Raw genomic sequence first — 16,354 nt, forward strand, 5'->3', positions numbered from 1 at the left:
TCAGGACACCTTGCTCATGTTCTGCCCGAACTGCTCCGGCGTGATCTTCTTCAGGAACGACTCGTCGACGTTGGTCAGCAGCGGGTCGGCCTGCTCGGACGGCAGCGCCTGATCCCAGGACAGCTGGAAGGTCGGCGCCTTTTGCACCAGGCCGTAGACGAACTGCAGCCAGGCCTTGTCCGGGGTGGTGATTGCCGACAGCTTGTTCTCCAGGCCGTTCACCGGTGGGACGCTGCCCGCGGCCAGGTAGGCGTCGACCTGGGAGTCGTTGAGGACGTAGTCCTTCAGATAGGCCATCGCGGTGGCTTTGTCCTTGGTGGCGGCGTTGACCGACAGGTAGTTCGACGGGTTGCCGACGATGGCGCCCGGGTCACCCTGGCCCCCGGTGATCGTGGGAAACGCGAGGTAGCCGAGCTTGCCGGAGGAGACGAAATCCGGCGCGGCCTTGACGATGTTCGCGTACTCCCAGGTGCCCATCAGCTCGAACGCGGCCTTGCCGGTGTACAGCAGCGCGGTGGCCGCGCCCTGGTCGTACGAGAGCGAGGAGGCGTTGTCGCCGAAGGCCCCGAGATCGACGAGTTCCTGGAGCAGCCGGTTGGCCTCGGTGACCGACGGATCCAGCCAGCCGCTGGTGGTGCCGGCGCCGATGCGGTCGAAGACCTCCGCGCCGCCGGCCCGGTCGAGCAGGTACTCGTGCCACATCAGGGTGGGCCATTTGGAGTTCGCGGCCAGCGAGATCGGGGTGACGCCCCGGCCTTTGAGGGTGGCGACGGCGGCCTTGAGGTCGTCGAGGGTCTTCGGCGGCTGGACGCCGGCCTTCTCGAGGACCTCCTTGTTGTAGTACAGAACGACCGGGGCCAAGCCGTTGGCCGGTACGCCGTAGACCTTGTCGCCGAAGGTGGCTGTCTTGAGCACGCTTGGGGTGAACTTGCTGGTGTCGACGTCCGAGGCGGTGATCTCGGCGACCTTGCCCGACTTGACGTAGTCGTTGAGCGCCCCGCCGCCCCAGCTGAAGAAGATGTCCGGACCCTGGCCGGCGCCGAACGCGACCCGCAGCTTCTGCTTGTAATCGTCATTGGCGTACAGCTGAAGGGTGATCTTGTTGTCCGGGTGGTCGGCGTTGTAGGCGTCGACGGAGGCCTTGAGGGTGGTCTGATCCGACAGCGCCCACATGGTCAGGCCGGCCTCCGCGGAGGTCTGCGCCGGGCCGGACGAGCCGCATCCGGTGACGACGGCGGCGGCCAGGAGCGCGCTGGCGATGAGGGCAATTCTTCGGTTCATGGCAAGTCCTTACGAAAAGTTTTCGCTTCGGTTGATGTGCGTTGTCAGCACTTTCGGCTCGGAATTTGTCACGACGAAGCATCGCCGGACAAGCGTCCGCAACGCACAGGTTACGAAAACTTTTCGTAGACCTTGAGTGGTCGTTCATTGGTGTTTCAGACTTCCGTCAACATCCGCTCCCCCCACCTTTCGAGGATGCCCATGCCCGCATCGCGCCTCCGACGGACCCTGACCGCCCTCGCCCTCGGGGTCACCGCCGCGACCGTCCCCGCGGCGAACGCCTCGGCCTACCAGCCGAATCCCGCCGACCTTTACGTGGCCGGCAACACCGCCGCCTGCAACAAACGGCCCTGCGTGCTCTACCCCAAGTCCGCGCAGCTGCCGGGCGGCCGGATCGTGGCCGCGTTCGAGAACAGCCAGAGCGACCCGGTCGGGCAGACCATGCCCGTCTACGCCAGCGACGACCGTGGCGCCAGCTGGAGCAAGCTGGCCGACGTCAAAGCGCCCGCGTATATGTCGAGCGACAGCCAGTACGCCAGGTACACGAGCAACTGGACCAACCCGTACCTGTACGTGCTGCCGCAGACCGTCGGCAACCTGGCCGCCGGCACCCTGCTGCTGTCCAGCGTGGTGTCCGGCGACGACGCCTACTACCGCGAGCAGAAGGCCGCGAACCCCGCGTGGACGCCATCCGGCGACGGTGACCGCCGCGACCTGGCGCTCGCCCTCTATGCCAGCACCGACCAGGGCGCCACCTGGCGCATCGTCAACATCATCGCCACCGGTGGCTGGCAGGGCGGCAGTGCCGGAGCGATCGGCCGGGTGTCGGCGGCCAACACGTACGCCCAGGTAGACCCGCTGTGGGAACCGCACCTGGTCGCCCGCAACGGCCAGCTCGTTGCCTACTACTCCGACGAGAACGAATACACCGGCTACAACGCCACCACCGGTGTGCCGGTGCTCGACCCGGCCAACAGCGCCGGCGCCGACTCCCACGGGCAGATCCTCGTACACAAGACATGGGACGGGCGCAGCACCGCGTGGAGCCAGCCCGTCGTCGACGTCGCCGGCAACACCTCCGGCGGCAAGATCGGCGGCGGCCGGCCCGGCATGACCACGATCGCACCGACCACCGACGGCAGGTGGCTGCTGACGTACGAGTTCTTCGGCGGCGGCGCCAACGTGCACTACAAGATCGCCGACGACCCACTGCGGTTCCACACCGTCGGCGACGCGTCCATCACCGCCCTCCCGGTCCCGGCCGGCGGCCGCACCCTGGCCACCGGTGGCAGCCCGGTGCTGCTACCGATGCCTGATGGGCGGATCGTCTACAACGCGGCGGGCAGCGGCAACGTCTGGGTCAACGAGTCCGGCTCCAGCACCGGAACGTGGAAGGAATACCAAACCACGATGGCCGCCGGATACAGCCGCAACCTGCAGTACGTCGACGGCACCGGCCGGGTGCTCATCCTGCAGGCAGCCTGGGCCGGCGGCAGCGTCGGACCGGTCCGCTATGCCGAGGTCGACCTCGGTCGCTCCGACGGCACCCACTACTCGCTGGTCAACCGGCAGACCGGGCAAGCCCTGGCCCCGGCCTCGGGCAAGACCCAGGACGCCAACCTCACCGGCGACGTACCCGACCTCGTCCTGGCCGCCCGCGATGCCACCGCGATCGGGCAGCGCTGGCACCTGACCGCCAAGGGCGCCGGCGTCACCCTGCTCAACAAGGCCGGCGGCCGCGCCGTCGCGATCTGGACCGGCACGGCCACCAGCGGGCAGCGCGTCGCTCAGTGGGTCGACGATGGCGCCACCGACAAGCAGTGGACCCTGGAGGCAACCGGGGACGGCTACCACCGGATCCGCTCGGTGCGTAACACCAGCCTGTACCTGACCAGCGCCGCCGACCTGCGGCCGCTCGCCGCCGACCAATCCCAGCAGTGGCAGCTCGTCGCCGACCCCGACGTGCCGTTCACCCTCACCGGCGTGAACTCCGGCCGCTGCCTCGACATCCCGAACGGTGCGGTCGGCGCCCGTGCGCAGATCTGGGACTGCACCGCCGGCAACGCCAACCAGCGGATCACCGCGACCGCCGCCGGGGAGCTGCGGATCAACAACAACTGCCTCGGCGCGGAGAACGACGGGACCACCGCCGGAACCCGGCCCATCCTGTGGACCTGCAACGGCAAGACCAGCCAGAAGTGGTCGCTGCGCGTCGACGGGTCGATCGTCAACCGGTCCAACGGCCTCGTCCTCGACGTCGCGAACTGGGGCACCACCAACGGCTCACCGGTCCAGCTCTGGACCGCCTTCGGCAACGCCACCCAGCGTTGGACCCGCGGATAACCGGCATCGACAAACCGGGCCCGGCTCCTACGGCGACATTTTCGTAATCGGTTCCGGGCCCGGCACGCTTCCCGATCGAAGTAGCCCCACATCGCCGAGGAAAGGCAAATCCGTGCAGTCAATCCCCAGAGCCATCGGGCAGGCCGCAAACGACGACTCAGCCGGCCGGGTCGAGTTGGCGTGGAGCGCAGCGCCTTGCGGACACCGTAGATGCAGGACATAGCCCTTGTAGTCAGGGGGCTGTGAGTTGCATGGCGGACAAATTTCGGCCGGGAGATATGACGCGCGACTCGTTCACAGGTCCGGCCATCTTATTATGTGAGACAAGTTGTTGAGAGCTGAAGCGTAGTGAATAGTCCCAAACTGGGCGCACCTCGGCGGGGCCAATGGGGTTCCGATCAGGGGTGATTGCGGCGCTGTCTACGGATCAGAAGGTTAGGGGTTCGAGTCCCTTCGGGCGCACTTCTTAAAAAGGCCGTGACCTGCGGAAACGCGGATCACGGCCTTTTTGTTTCCCATTCTTAGGCCACCAGAATCCCGTTAAGTGGGACGTGGTGATCCTGTGGTGATCGGTTGTTCTGGATTGGCCATCGGACCAGGGGCTTTAGGGAGTTCCGGCGCGTGGCGTTCTTGGCGGGCGCGCGTCCATGCCTCGCCATGGCCGCCGCGCCCTCCGGGCAGAACTGAACCAGCTGCCGGAGGCTTGAGTGCAGCGGAGGATCCGACAGAGAACGTTCCGCGGAGAGATCCAGATCATGGCGTCCTGCATGATGGCGGACATGCAGTTTTCACCACGGCTCCGGATCCGCAGAGCGTGCGACGGGGCTACAGCCTCGCATCGGTACCTGCTCCGGTGAGGAAGCCACGCGCGTTGGAGGGGCTCGGCCCGGTCCTGGCCGTGGTCGTCGCCGTTGCCGTCCTGGCAGGTGCGGTTGCCTGGGCGGATGCACCCGCGAAGCTAAGCCTCCACGGGGGATTCGTGGATCTTTCCGCCTACCAGCACGGTGGCCGGCTCGTGCTTGACGGTCTGCCGCTCTACGGGTCCCGTGACCCGGTGACCGGGCTGCGGTTCACCTATCCGCCGTTCGCGGCGGTGGCGATGGTGCCGCTGGCGCTGCTGCCAGGCTGGTTGGCCACGGCGTTGTGGACTGCGGTGTCGGTAGGCGCGCTGGCGGGCGTCGTCCTGATGGTGTGCCGCGCGTATCGCCGTACCGTCTCTCGGTGGCTGGTCGCCCTGCTGACCGTTGGGGCGCTGGCTCTGGAACCGGTGTGGCAAAACCTGACCTTTGGCCAGGTCAACCTGTTGCTGATGGTGGCGGTCCTCATCGACCTGGTCGGGTCGGAACGGCGCTGGTCTGGCGTGCTCGTGGGTGTCGCAGCCGGTGTGAAACTGACCCCGCTCGTGTTCGTCGTGCTGTTGGTGCTGGTCGGTCGTCGGACGACTGCGGGACGGGCGCTCCTGGCCTTCGCCGGCACCGTCGCGATCGGGTTCCTGATGATCCCCGGCTCGGCGAGGGCGTATTGGACCCACAATCTCATCAAGGCGGGCAGGGTCGGTCCCCCGGAGAATTCCCACAACCAATCGGTCTTCGGCGCGCTCACCCGGCTGTTCGACGGTCCGCCACCGACTCTGCTGTGGCTCGCGGTCGCCGGGCCGCTCGCTCTTGCGGTCGTGGTCGTCGGCGCCGTGTGGTGGCGCCGTGGCGACCGGGTGCTCGGCACCAGCTTGGGAGCGTTAGCCATGTTGCTCGCTTCGCCGGTCTCCTGGTCTCACCACTGGGTGTGGGCTGTGCCTGTCGGGCTGGTGCTATGGGAGCACGGCCGGTGGGCGGGCGTCGGGTGGATCGCGGTGTTCGTGGCGCGTCCGCTGGCGTGGCCACCGTGGGGTGACAGGCGCGAGTACAGGTGGGGCCTGGTCGAGCACATTCCCGGTAACGCCTACCTCCTCGCCGCCCTGGCCCTCTCCATCTGGGCGGTGGTGAAACTCGGCAGTCGGGGCTGGCCGGCGCTCGAGCGGCGTCCGCTCCCCACGCTGACAAACTCCACGGTGTAGGCCTCGAAGTTGGGGCTGAACGATCACCCCCGTCGCCGGGGAGAAGGCTTACCTCTACGTTGACAACGCCGGCCGCCACAGGATCTTCGTGCCCGCTCGGCGGCGCGACTCCGCAGGTGCCAGTGGGCTGAACACCCGGACACCTCGTATCTCGATGCGAATCCTACGTCGCCAAGCTCAGTGACTGCCCCGCCCGGATCAACTCCACGCTCGACAGGGCCTGAACCTGTTTTCACCCCCGGCACCTACTTGCTCAACGCCGTGGCCTGCTCGCCGGCGAGGGCATCACCGCTTGGGTGGTGTCGATGCCGTGCCGGGGATGGTTCGCCCAGCAGCCCACCGCCTGCCAGGACGAGGTGCTGCCGCCGCCGGTGCGCCCGCCGGTCAGCGTCGAGGCCGGGATCGGCCAGGGCTGGCGCGACATCGGCGGCGACGCTGGGCGCATCATCAGCCTGGAGCACTTCGGCGCCTCTGCCGACCACCAGCGGGTCTACCAGGAGTTCGGCATCACCGCCGAAGCCGTCGCTCAGGCGGCCCGCGACAGCATCCACGCCACCTCCGGCCTGGTCCGTCCCGGCGGCGACCAGCAGACCGCCTCCCGATCACGGGCGGCGCCGGCGATCGGCCCGAGTGACGTACGTCCCGTTTAGAGGAATTCAATCAGGGCATTCATTTAATTGACGGCGATAAATAGTCATCGCCTGCAAAGCTTTCTCAACCCCGTGCCGTCAGAGCGGTAGCGGTCCACGCATAGTCGGCTCCTGGAGACATCATGTCCAGCACCACCACCAACCGCACCGACGCTTCCGTGAACGGGACGCTGCGTCGTCGTTCGACCGAGACCAAGGCCGCGTTCAAGACCACCGAGTTCATCGCGTACGTGGTCATCACGGTCGCTGTCCTGATCGCCTCCCTGGTGGTCGACGGCAACGGCAACGGCGACAACGGCGCCGGCGGCGACTACTTCCGTGCCGACCGCGCCTGGTTCTACGTCGTGCTGCTGACCATCGGCTACCTGGTCAGCCGCGGCCTGGCGAAGTCCGGCAGCCGCGACCACGCCGACGCCTGACGAGCGCTGACGACCGCCGCCGACCCCCGACGGGGCGGCGGCGGTCGCGTTTCCCCTATTGAAAAGGACTTTCCCGTGGACGTCATGACCAGTACGGGCCCCCTACGAACAGCCGTCGTGGTGAACCCGGTGAAGGTGCCCGACCTCGACGAACTGCGCCGCGCCATCACCGACGCTCTCACCGCCGAGGGCTGGCCGGAACCGATGTGGCTCGAGACCACCGTCGACGACCCCGGCGCCGGCCAGACCACCCGAGCCGTCCGCGACGGCGCCGAACTCGTCTTCGCCTGCGGCGGCGACGGCACCGTGATGGCCTGCGTGACCGCCCTCGCCGGCTCCGACGTCGCCCTGGCCGTGCTGCCCGCCGGCACCGGCAACCTCCTGGCTGCCAACTTGGGACTCGCAGGCGACCTCGCCACCGGCCTCGAAGTCGTCCTGCAAGGCGGACGCCGCCGCATTGACGTGGGCGCGGTCGGCGAGCAGAACTTCGCGGTGATGGCCGGCATGGGCTTCGACGCCCACATGCTCGACGCCACCAACGACACCGCCAAGAAACACATCGGCTGGCTCGCCTACGCCGCCGGAGCCGCCCAGCACCTGCGCGACCGCCCCATGCACCTGCGCATCACACTGGACGACAAGCCGTCCTTCACCCGCCGGCCCCGCACCGTCATCGTCGGCAACGTCGGCCGGTTGCAGGGCGGCATGCGACTGCTCAACGACGCACAACCCGACGACGGGCTGCTCGACGTCGCCATCCTCAGCCCTCGTACCCTGCGCCACTGGGCCGCCCTCGGCTGGGGCGTGCTGCGCCGCAAACACCGCGTGCCGCGCATGGAGACCTACACCGCCACCCGCGTGCAGATCCGCAGCAAGCGCGCGCAGCCACGCCAACTCGACGGCGACCTCATCGACCCCGGCAAGGAGCTGACGGTCACCGTACGACCGAAGGCTCTGTTGCTCTGCGTGCCCCAACCCGCCACCGACCCCGACCTCACCCACGACGCGGCCGCGGTCGAGCGCGACGCCCGCGAGCTGCGTTGATCCGGGATCTCTACCGGTGATGCGAGCGGACGCGTTGTTCGGACGGCTCACGGCGGCGGTTCCGCAGAGGTGACGTGCCGCCCATAGGTGCTACACACCCTCGCTACACCTTTCGCGTCTATGCTGCCTCGCTTGACCGGCAGCGGGGGGAGCGGTGTGGATCTCAGCGATGTGCTGCTCGCGGTCGAGCGGGCCGCCCCGGCCGACGCCCTGGAGCCGGTGACTCGCAGCATCGGCAGCCATCTCGAGGCGTTGTGGGTGTCGTTCCTGGTTGCGGACATGTGGTCGCGCCCTGGTTCGGCTGCCCCACGTACCGATCGGCGCAGTACCGGACGCCCGGCGGCAGGGTTAGGACGTCGCGGTGGTGTTGCCCACCCCGCTGCTGATCCGCGACGCCACCGCCCGGCCCGTGCCGCTTCCGGCCAATCGGCCCTTCGGAGTGCTACGCCACCGCCCTTACCGGGAGGCGCAGATCGCGTTGCAGCCAGGCGACCGGCTGGTGATGGTCACTGACGGCATGCTGGAACGAGGCGCCGCCCTGGACCTGCCCGTGCGCATGCAGCAACTGAGCGGTCAACACCCTCGCGAAGTAGTCCGCGTCCTCGACGTCGCCGGACCCACCCTGTCCGACGACGCCTGCCTGCTGGTCCTCGACTGGCATGGCGGCCACGGCACCATCCGCCACACCGCCGCCGACCTCCACCGCAGCAGCACACCCGCCACCGCAGCCGCGTAACCACCGGCGAACGCCCCGGGGACGCACTACCGCGCCACAGCAGAGGCGTTGTGCTGTCCAGCGTCAGGTCGTTTCAAGCGACGGACGCCGCAGTGCACGCCACGAGTTTGTCGGATCGGGTGACCACGTTGCGGCCCGGTCGACCGGCAGCAGGGCTTACACGTGGCAACATCGCGGGGAAGCCATGACCGGCGGCAGTTGACGCATCCGGAACCGCCCGTGCGTGCACGGCGCATGAGCGGCACCCATCGCGGGCACAGCACCGTCCACCGGCACCGCACCCACTCCCACCAGCGCGCACGACGAAGGACTCACCATGACCGCCACTGCGCACGAGGTCGCCGAAAAACTGAATCGCGCCTTCGACGAACCGTCCATGACGATGGCGATCCTTCTGGCCGACGTCATTCCGGCGCTCGCGGAGTTCGATCAGGAGGCCACCACGGCGGCGGACCCGGACAGCTACCGTGACCGGATCGTCCTGTACGACGGCAGCATCATCCTCTACGACAGCCGTACTGAACGTTGGGCCGTCAGCAGCGCCGAAGAGGTTGCCGCATCCGACAAGCGGCGCATGACCTCACCGTGAGCTCCCGTCCCGCGGCTACATGATCAGGAGCAGCCGGAGCAGACACCGCGCTGACCAGGTGCTGTGGTCTGCGCAGTGGGCGGGAAGCGCACCATCTTCGATGCGTGCCGAAGCTGGAAGCCACGGCTCAGGAAATCTATGTCGAACCCACTAGACTTTCTCGGTATGGCCGGTTAGTGTTTCTCCCGTTGACAGCAAAGATCGTTGAAGACGCAGACGTAGCAGTCCGAGCGTCAAGCAGGGCCGGGAATGTTCGCGGCTCGCTCGGCACCGCAATGGAGTGCACGACCGCACCCCAGCAAAACTAGTTATTGGCAAGACAAGACCTTGACGTAATTCCAGGTCAGGGCACATGCAGGCAGGGCTGATGCGGGTTCAGGGTTCTGCCTGATGCAATCGAAGAAGAAGTACGTAGTACCGCACGCTGTAAGACAGTGAAGTAGCAGTCAAGACCTTGACGAAGTTCCAGGTCAAGGCACACAGGTAGGGCCGATGCACGTTCAGGGCTTTGCCTGATGCAGGAACGATCTGCCGTACGTGCGGGGCCATGAAGTTTGCGTGGGGCTCCGACACCGGCAGAGGCACTACAGCAGCACAGGTATTGGAAGCAGAGGAAAGGGAGGGTTCAGCACCGTTGGATCGCCCGCCGTCAGGACGCAGTTCTGGTTCTGGGGTGGACACCGCAGTCTCCATCGAACGTGAGGTGGTCTCCGGTCACGCTTATGCGATCCTCGCACCGCAAGCCGCTGAAGTTCGCGGCCGGTGTGGATACGACAAGCCGACGAACCTGTCGGTAAATGGTGTAGTAAACCCGTAGCCCTGGGCCCCGGCGCTTCCGCGCCGGGGCCCTCGTCATGGAGGTATCTGTATGGCCCAACCGGATGACCTGCTCGACGATGAGGATTACCCCGCCTACACGATGGGTCGCGCCGCGGAGATCACCGGCGCCTCGCAGGACTTCCTGCGCCGACTCGACGAGGCCAAACTGATCACCCCGTTCCGGTCCCGTGGCGGGCACCGTCGCTACTCCCGCTACCAGTTGCGTCTCGCCGCACGGGCCCGGGAAATGGTCGACCGCGGCACCGCCCTGGAAGCCGCCTGCCGGATCATCATCCTCGAGAACCAGCTCGACGACGCTCTCCGGCTCAACCAGCGCTATCAGCACCGACGGCACGCGGACGCTGCCTGACTTATGTCGCCCGACGGTCCTTCTCCAGCACGAGAGGGACCGTTTGTCGTACCGCCCCACGCGGATCTGCACCATGCGCCGACGGACCTCAGTGGCCTATGGATCAGATGCCTTCTGTTCGTGGTTGCTATCAGCCCTCGAGGGAGCGCTCAGTCGCGCCGCCCGCGGATCCCGACCACGCGCTCCTCGTTTTCTCGGATGATCGCCTGGTTCCTCACCAACGGCTATGGCCCGGAACAGGTCGTCACGGACTGCGGCATCAACGTGGGCGGTGGCCGGGTCCCGGATCTGACGGTGGGGGCAGAGGGCATGCCGCGTCCGGCTCGCCGAGCTACGCCGGCACGGCTGGACTACTACTAGCCGTCGAAGTGGTATCCCCGCGGTTCCGAAGTGGTCGACCGGGTGATCAAGACAGCGGAATACGCCAAGGCCGGGATTCCGGGTTACTGGATCGTCGAGCGCGACAGCGTCACTACCGTGCACCGGCACCGCCTGAACACCGATAGCGGTGAGTACGAGCCGGATCCCGCGGGCCGCAGCCCATCGCGTGGTTGCTGACTACCGTTTCTGAGATCTCCTGAGCTGCCCCGCCATTCGACCTCCGAGGCGCCGTTGGCGTCCGAGGTGCGAGTCTCCGTCAATCTATGGGCGGCAGCCTTGGACTGATCAGGAATGGAGAAGTAAGGCCGCGGCATTCCCCGTTAGCTTCATCGGGACGCTGTCGACGACGACGAAGGAGCAGACTCTAGTGAGCCCAGCCTCGAATTCCAGTAAGGATGGCCTCTCCGAGGCCGAGCGCGCCGCAGTCAAGGACCGCGCGGCGGAGGTGCGGTCGCAGGCGCGCCGGGCGAAGAGCGCGGACAGGGCGGCGGCCGACGAGAGGGACGTGCTGGCGAAGATCGCCGAAATGGCACAACCGGACCGCGGGGTGGCCGAGCGCCTGCACGCGATCATCAAGGAAACCGTTCCGGAGCTGGCGCCGAAGCTGTGGTACAGCCAGCCGGCCTACGCCCTGGGCGGGAAGGTGATCTGCTTCTTCCGCAGCGGCCAGGCTGACAAGGAGCGCTACTCGACGTTCGGCTTCTCGACGGAGGCGAAACTCGACGAGGCCCGCGGCCTGTGGGCGACGTCGTTCGCGCTGACGGACCTGAGCGACGAGGCCGAGGCGATGATCCGGCCGTTGCTGAAGAAGGCCGTGGGTTGAGCATGCTGCTGCCCGACGTGATCACGCTCGGCGCGGCCGACGTCCGAGCCGCGCAGGCGTTCTACGCGTCGGTGTTCTCGCCAACCGCCGTCCGCCACGGCGACGAGCGGGTGGAGCTGGATCTGCACGGTGTCGCCCAGTTGGCGGTGTGCCCGGTCGAGGTACTGGCCGCACGGGCGGGAACCGAGCCCACGGCCCCGGGCTATCGCGGCTACGTCCTCAGCTACATCGTCGGCCAGCCTGTGACGTACGGAATACCCTCGATGCCGCCGCGCGGCACGGGGCGACCATCCGCAAACCCGCCAAGAAGGCGTTGTTCGCCGGCTTCTCCGCCGTCTTCCAGGCATTGACGGCGCGGTGTCGCCTATGAGTGTCGTCCCGCCGCTGCCACCGGCGCTACGGCGCGGAGTTCGGCGGTCAGCCTGATGGCTAGTTCCAACGCGGATTCCGACGGCGACGACGGTGTGGGTTCGAAGAATGTCACCTTCAGCCGTGGGCGTCGCGGAAAACGGGCGATGTCCACGGTCCCGGAGACCGCCGCGCAGACGATGCGGGCCTGCGGCACGGCCTGAGCAAGGCGTCCGGCACCGCTTCGGGCACGCAGCTGCCTGCCTTGTGAGCGGGTGCCTTCCGGGAAGATCCCGAGGCAGCCGCCGGCGGAAAGGCACTGCACCGCGGCATCCAGCGCGTCCGTGTCGGCCTGGCCGCGCCGGACGGGGATCTGTCCCATCCCGTCGAGCACGCGACGGAGCAGCGGATTCTTCCAGAGCGATGACTTGGCGAGGGCCTGGATCTGCCGGTGCCGGCGAGCGGCGAACGCGATGACCACCGGGTCCCACGCGCTGTCGTGGTTGGCCGGGACGATCGTCGCGCCGTGCATCGGGAGGTGGTGCAAGCCGACCACCTCGAGGCGGCCCCACCAGCGGACGATCGGTCCAGCCGCCGCCATGACCGCTCGGTAGACCGGCGGGATCCGGCTGGCGTCGTTCGTAGCAGCGGCAGGACGATTGCGCTTCATGGCTCACTCTCACTGTCCAGGCCAATGCCGTTTCACCAGCGGCCGCTTGCTGGTTTGCTCGCGAATACCGTCCTCACAACGCAGAGACGGCGACTCACCCGGCATTGTCTAACAGGTGGAGCGGCCCTCAGCAACGCGACGGCAGCGTGGTGTGGCGTCAGCAAGCTCTGGCGTCGAGCGATTGCTTGCTGCCCACAGATCAGAAGGTCAGGTGGCGTGGCCGCTCGGCTGACCGGATGCGACCAGGTTGCGCAGATCCGTGCCGTCGCGGGGCGTGAAGACGAGCATCCGCTGCCGGCGGTCGTGGCTGAAGATGACCTCGCAGTCGAAGTCCACCCGGCCTGCCGTCGGGTGCAGCAGCGACGTGGTCTCCTGCCGGCAGAGCCTTACTTCATGGTTGTCCCACAGACGACGGAACTCGGCACTTCCGGCCAGCAGCGTCGCGATCATCTGTTCTGCTTCGGCGGGATCGGGCTCGAGGTCCGCCGCTGCCCGGACGCTGGCGGCGAAGGTCGCGCTTTGTGCGGCGTGGATGTCCACGGGATAGATGCTGCGTTCCTCCGGCATCATGAACCACCGGAAGTAGCCGCTTCGGGCCAGACCCGTGTAATGGGTCTGGTCACCGAATAGTTCCAGGCCCAACCGGTTCTGCAACAGGGTGTGAGCCAGGTTCGAGATGACCATTGCGGGATTCCCCTCGAGCGCATGCAGCACTCGGCGTAACCCCGGATCGACCCGGTCGAGGTCCGCGGTCTGCTGGGGCGGGTTATGGCCGATCAGGTGGAAAAGGTGGTCGCGTTCGTCGATGGTGAGGTCCAGCGCCCGGGAGAGCGCCGACGCTACCTCGGGTGACGGTCGCGGCCCGCGCCGCTGCTCGAGCCGGGTGTAATAGTCGATCGAGATGTACGCGCGCTCGGCGACCTCTTCGCGCCGCAGTCCGCGGGTTCGGCGGGCCGTGCGGTGAGCCGGGATGAGGGCCGCCCGGCGATGTCGCAGGAAGTCTGCCAACTCTTCGCGATTCACCTCGTGATCTTACGACGCGGCTTCTGACCTCCCGTTGTGCTGCGTGCCAGGGAGTGCCGATCCCTGGCACGTACCTGCACCTCATGCCACCGTTCGGTGTCTCGCGGATGAGGAAGAGGTCGAGTTGGTGCTCAGAGTTCACGTGCCGTCTGCCATGGTTCGCGGTGATGTGGAGCAGGGCTACGGCCCGGTGGCCGATGCGTTCCGGCGCAACTTCGAGCAGGGGCGGGAGATCGGCGCTGCCTGTGCGGTTTATCGCGACGGCCGGAAGGTGGTCGACCTGTGGGGCGGCTATCGCGACGGGGTGGCACGCGAGCCGTGGGAGCGCGACACGATGGTGCCGGTCTTCTCGACGAGCAAAGGTGTGTCGTCGATGGCGGTCGCGGTCCTGCACGCACGCGGCTTGCTGGATTACGACCAGCGGGTGGCGGCCTACTGGCCGGAGTTCGGGGCCGCCGGCAAGGCAGACGTCACCGTGCGTCAGCTGCTGTCTCATCAGGCGGGGCTGCCGGTGATCGACCGCCCGCTCGGTCTGCGTGACTTGTCCGGCTCTGCGGCGCTGGCCACGGCGCTGGCGGAGCAGCGGCCGGCCTGGACGCCGGGGGAGCGTCACGGTTATCACGGCACGACGCTCGGCTGGTACGAGAGCGAGCTCGTCAGCCGAGTCGACCCGCAAGGCCGGCACTTGGGGCGGTTCTTCGCCGAGGAGGTGGCCGCGCCACTGGACCTCGAGTTTCACATCGGCCTGCCGGCAAGCGTCGATCGCCGCCGCATCGCCCGGATCCACGGCTTCCGGACCTGGGAGATGATGGTCCACGTCAACGCGATGCCGCCGGCTTTCGCGTGGGCGTTCGCGAATCCGTGGAGCCTGAGCGCCCGAGCATTCCAGAATCCGCGGGTGCTCGGCGTCCCCGACAACATCAACCGGCCCGACGTACAGGCGGCGGAGATCCCCGCCGTCAACGGTATCGGCCAGGTGCGATCGATCGCGCGGCTCTACGGCGAAGCCGCGGTCGGTGGCGCCGGGCTCGGGCTCACCGCATCAACGCTGGACGCGCTGAAGAGCCCGGCAGAAGCGCCGTCCCGAGGGCTCGCTGATCAAGTGCTGCGCCTGCCAACCCAGTACTCGCTGGGATATGTGAAGCCGTTCCCCGCGTTCCGTTTCGGATCCGCCTCCGGTAAGGCATTCGGCACGATGGGCCTGGGCGGCTCCTTCGGCTTCGCCGATCCGGACACGGGGATCGGATTCGCCTACGCCATGAACCGGCTCGGCTTCCACCTCTGGGACGACCCGCGCGAGGTGGCGCTGCGCGAGGCGCTGTTCGTCAGCGTGCTCGGTGAGATGCCGCAGCGACCTGACACCGCGAGTGCCCGGACACGCCACGGGTCCGGCCACCGGCGAAGCCGGTCAGGCTACCGGTGATCGATCGGACGACCCACCCTGCCGGGCGAAGAACAGCCACCTTCGGTCGCCGGCTGCGAGAACACCGGCACACGGCCGGGTTGACGATGGAGCAACTGGCGGAGCGATCGGGAGTGAGCGCCCGCGCGATCAGCGACATGGAACGCGAACGCAGCGTCGCGCCACAACGGCGTACTGTCCAGGCGCTGGCCGAGGCCCTGGCATTGCCGGAGGCCGAGCAGCCGGCTTTCCTCGCCGCGGCCAGGGCCGGTCGCCCGAGGGCCATGGCAACCGTGCCGGTCGGCTGCTGTGCGTTGCCGCGTCCGGTACCCGATTTCACCGGCCGTAGCCGGGAACTGGCCCAGCTGAGCCGCGTCGCGACCGCGGCCCGGCCGGCACCGACGGTCGCGCCGGTGGTGACCGTTTCCGGAACCGCCGGTGCCGGCAAAACGACGCTGGCTGTGCAGGCGGCTCACCTGCTCGGTGCGGCGTTCACCGGCGGGACTCTCTTCGTCGACCTCCGGGGAATGGATGCCCGCCCGTCAGGTGCCGCGGAAACGCTTGCCCGGCTGCTCAGCGCGCTGGGCGTCCGAGACGACGAGATCCCGGCAGAGGAGACCGACCGGGCCGGCATGTACCGGGAACTGCTGCACCACCGGCGAGTCCTGGTGGTGTTCGACAACGTCGCGGATGAGTCGCAGGTCCGGCCTCTGCTGCCCGGTCCGGGGCCCTCGCTGACCGTCATCACCAGCCGCCGGTTGCTCGCCGGGCTGGAGGGCGTCCACCGGCTCAACCTCACGCAGCTACCGGCCGAGGACGCGGCGACACTGCTGCGGCGCATCATCGGCGATCGGGAACCCGACGCGGCCGGCGAGGTGGCCGAGCTGTGTGGACGGCTGCCTCTCGCGCTGCGCATCGCCGGCAACCGGCTGATGAGCCGGCCGCAATGGACAGTGCGGCATCTGGCCGACCGGCTGTCCGACGAACACCGACGGCTCGACCAGCTCATCGCCGGGGACCTGCGGATCGCTGCTGCTTTCAGCCTCTCGTACGAACAGTTGTCCCCGCAGGCTCGCCGGCTGTTCCGCCGCTTGTCGCTGGCGCCCGTCCCGGACTTCGACGCGCTGCTCGCAAGAACACTCGATCCGGCGGACTCGCAGGGCATCGAGGACGCCCTCGACGAACTCGTCGAGCTGAGCCTCCTGCAAGCCCATGTCGACGGCCGGTACCGCTTCCACAATCTGATCCGCTTGTTCGCCCGGGAGCGGCTCACTGAGGAGGAACCGGCCGCCGAGCGCGTTCGGCCGTAGCCGCCGCCGGCAACTGCACATGCGGAACTACTTCTGCATGCGTTCTCGCGTGTTCCGCGGCGCTCAGACCGGGTGAGATCAACTACGGGCCCG

At 67.8% G+C, this 16,354-nt stretch carries 16 protein-coding genes and 1 pseudogene; 14 read left to right on the plus strand and 3 right to left on the minus strand.

The window, feature by feature from the left end:
• Window positions 1–1,281: an ABC transporter substrate-binding protein gene (locus I4J89_RS04865; protein ID WP_196412587.1), complete on the minus strand. Its 1,281-nt coding sequence runs from the start codon at window positions 1,279–1,281 to the stop codon at window positions 1–3.
• Between the two features lie 201 nt (window positions 1,282–1,482).
• Between I4J89_RS04865 and I4J89_RS04870 the strand changes: the two genes are divergently transcribed.
• From I4J89_RS04870 to I4J89_RS04925, 12 genes and pseudogenes are all read left to right on the plus strand, one after another.
• The gene (locus I4J89_RS04870) at window positions 1,483–3,624 is read left to right on the plus strand and encodes an RICIN domain-containing protein (protein ID WP_196412588.1); all 2,142 of its coding nucleotides are present in this window, start codon (window positions 1,483–1,485) and stop codon (window positions 3,622–3,624) included.
• 871 nt (window positions 3,625–4,495) lie between these two features.
• Window positions 4,496–5,677: a glycosyltransferase 87 family protein gene (locus tag I4J89_RS04875; RefSeq protein ID WP_196412589.1), complete on the plus strand. Its 1,182-nt coding sequence runs from the start codon at window positions 4,496–4,498 to the stop codon at window positions 5,675–5,677.
• Window positions 5,678–5,982: 305 nt separating this feature from the next.
• The gene (locus tag I4J89_RS04880; protein WP_196412590.1) at window positions 5,983–6,327 is read left to right on the plus strand and encodes a transketolase-like TK C-terminal-containing protein; all 345 of its coding nucleotides are present in this window, start codon (window positions 5,983–5,985) and stop codon (window positions 6,325–6,327) included.
• Between the two features lie 122 nt (window positions 6,328–6,449).
• Window positions 6,450–6,746 carry a hypothetical protein gene (locus I4J89_RS04885; RefSeq protein ID WP_196412591.1) on the plus strand — a complete coding sequence of 99 codons (297 nt, stop codon included), beginning with the start codon at window positions 6,450–6,452 and terminating at the stop codon, window positions 6,744–6,746.
• An 84-nt stretch (window positions 6,747–6,830) separates the two neighbouring features.
• Window positions 6,831–7,790 carry a diacylglycerol/lipid kinase family protein gene (locus tag I4J89_RS04890; RefSeq protein ID WP_196412592.1) on the plus strand — a complete coding sequence of 320 codons (960 nt, stop codon included), beginning with the start codon at window positions 6,831–6,833 and terminating at the stop codon, window positions 7,788–7,790.
• 361 nt (window positions 7,791–8,151) lie between these two features.
• Complete coding sequence (locus I4J89_RS04895; RefSeq protein WP_196412593.1) at window positions 8,152–8,526, plus strand: SpoIIE family protein phosphatase; 375 nt, start codon at window positions 8,152–8,154, stop codon at window positions 8,524–8,526.
• A 316-nt stretch (window positions 8,527–8,842) separates the two neighbouring features.
• Entirely contained in the window at window positions 8,843–9,115 is a 273-nt protein-coding gene (locus I4J89_RS04900) for a hypothetical protein (RefSeq protein ID WP_196412594.1), read from the plus strand.
• Window positions 9,116–9,983: 868 nt separating this feature from the next.
• Entirely contained in the window at window positions 9,984–10,304 is a 321-nt protein-coding gene (locus I4J89_RS04905; RefSeq protein ID WP_196412595.1) for a MerR family transcriptional regulator, read from the plus strand.
• Window positions 10,305–10,502: 198 nt separating this feature from the next.
• Window positions 10,503–10,664, plus strand: a complete 162-nt coding sequence (locus I4J89_RS04910; RefSeq protein WP_196412596.1) for a hypothetical protein — start codon at window positions 10,503–10,505, stop codon at window positions 10,662–10,664.
• 30 nt (window positions 10,665–10,694) lie between these two features.
• The gene (locus I4J89_RS49305; protein WP_196412597.1) at window positions 10,695–10,862 is read left to right on the plus strand and encodes a Uma2 family endonuclease; all 168 of its coding nucleotides are present in this window, start codon (window positions 10,695–10,697) and stop codon (window positions 10,860–10,862) included.
• A gap of 190 nt (window positions 10,863–11,052) precedes the next feature.
• Window positions 11,053–11,508, plus strand: coding sequence for an iron chaperone (locus tag I4J89_RS04920; RefSeq protein ID WP_196412598.1), 456 nt, complete (start codon window positions 11,053–11,055; stop codon window positions 11,506–11,508).
• A 2-nt stretch (window positions 11,509–11,510) separates the two neighbouring features.
• A pseudogene (locus I4J89_RS04925) lies at window positions 11,511–11,854 on the plus strand (VOC family protein); the annotation flags it as partial.
• A gap of 18 nt (window positions 11,855–11,872) precedes the next feature.
• Here I4J89_RS04925 and I4J89_RS04930 read toward each other — a convergent pair.
• Window positions 11,873–12,526 (minus strand): lysophospholipid acyltransferase family protein, encoded by a 654-nt coding sequence (locus I4J89_RS04930; protein WP_196412599.1) that lies wholly within the window; start codon window positions 12,524–12,526, stop codon window positions 11,873–11,875.
• 207 nt (window positions 12,527–12,733) lie between these two features.
• Window positions 12,734–13,549, minus strand: coding sequence for a helix-turn-helix transcriptional regulator (locus I4J89_RS04935; protein WP_196412600.1), 816 nt, complete (start codon window positions 13,547–13,549; stop codon window positions 12,734–12,736).
• 169 nt (window positions 13,550–13,718) lie between these two features.
• Here I4J89_RS04935 and I4J89_RS04940 point away from each other — a divergent pair, with 169 nt between their 5' ends.
• Together I4J89_RS04940 and I4J89_RS04945 are read left to right on the plus strand one after the other, a co-directional pair.
• Window positions 13,719–14,972 (plus strand): serine hydrolase domain-containing protein, encoded by a 1,254-nt coding sequence (locus tag I4J89_RS04940; protein WP_309238186.1) that lies wholly within the window; start codon window positions 13,719–13,721, stop codon window positions 14,970–14,972.
• On the plus strand, window positions 14,969–16,261 hold the full coding sequence (locus I4J89_RS04945) for a helix-turn-helix domain-containing protein (RefSeq protein WP_309238187.1): 1,293 nt from the start codon (window positions 14,969–14,971) through the stop codon (window positions 16,259–16,261). Before I4J89_RS04940 ends, I4J89_RS04945 begins: the two co-directional genes overlap by 4 nt.
• Window positions 16,262–16,354: the final 93 nt, after the last annotated feature.

This window comes from Actinoplanes aureus, assembly GCF_015704865.1.
GTDB classification, from domain to species: domain Bacteria; phylum Actinomycetota; class Actinomycetes; order Mycobacteriales; family Micromonosporaceae; genus Actinoplanes; species Actinoplanes aureus.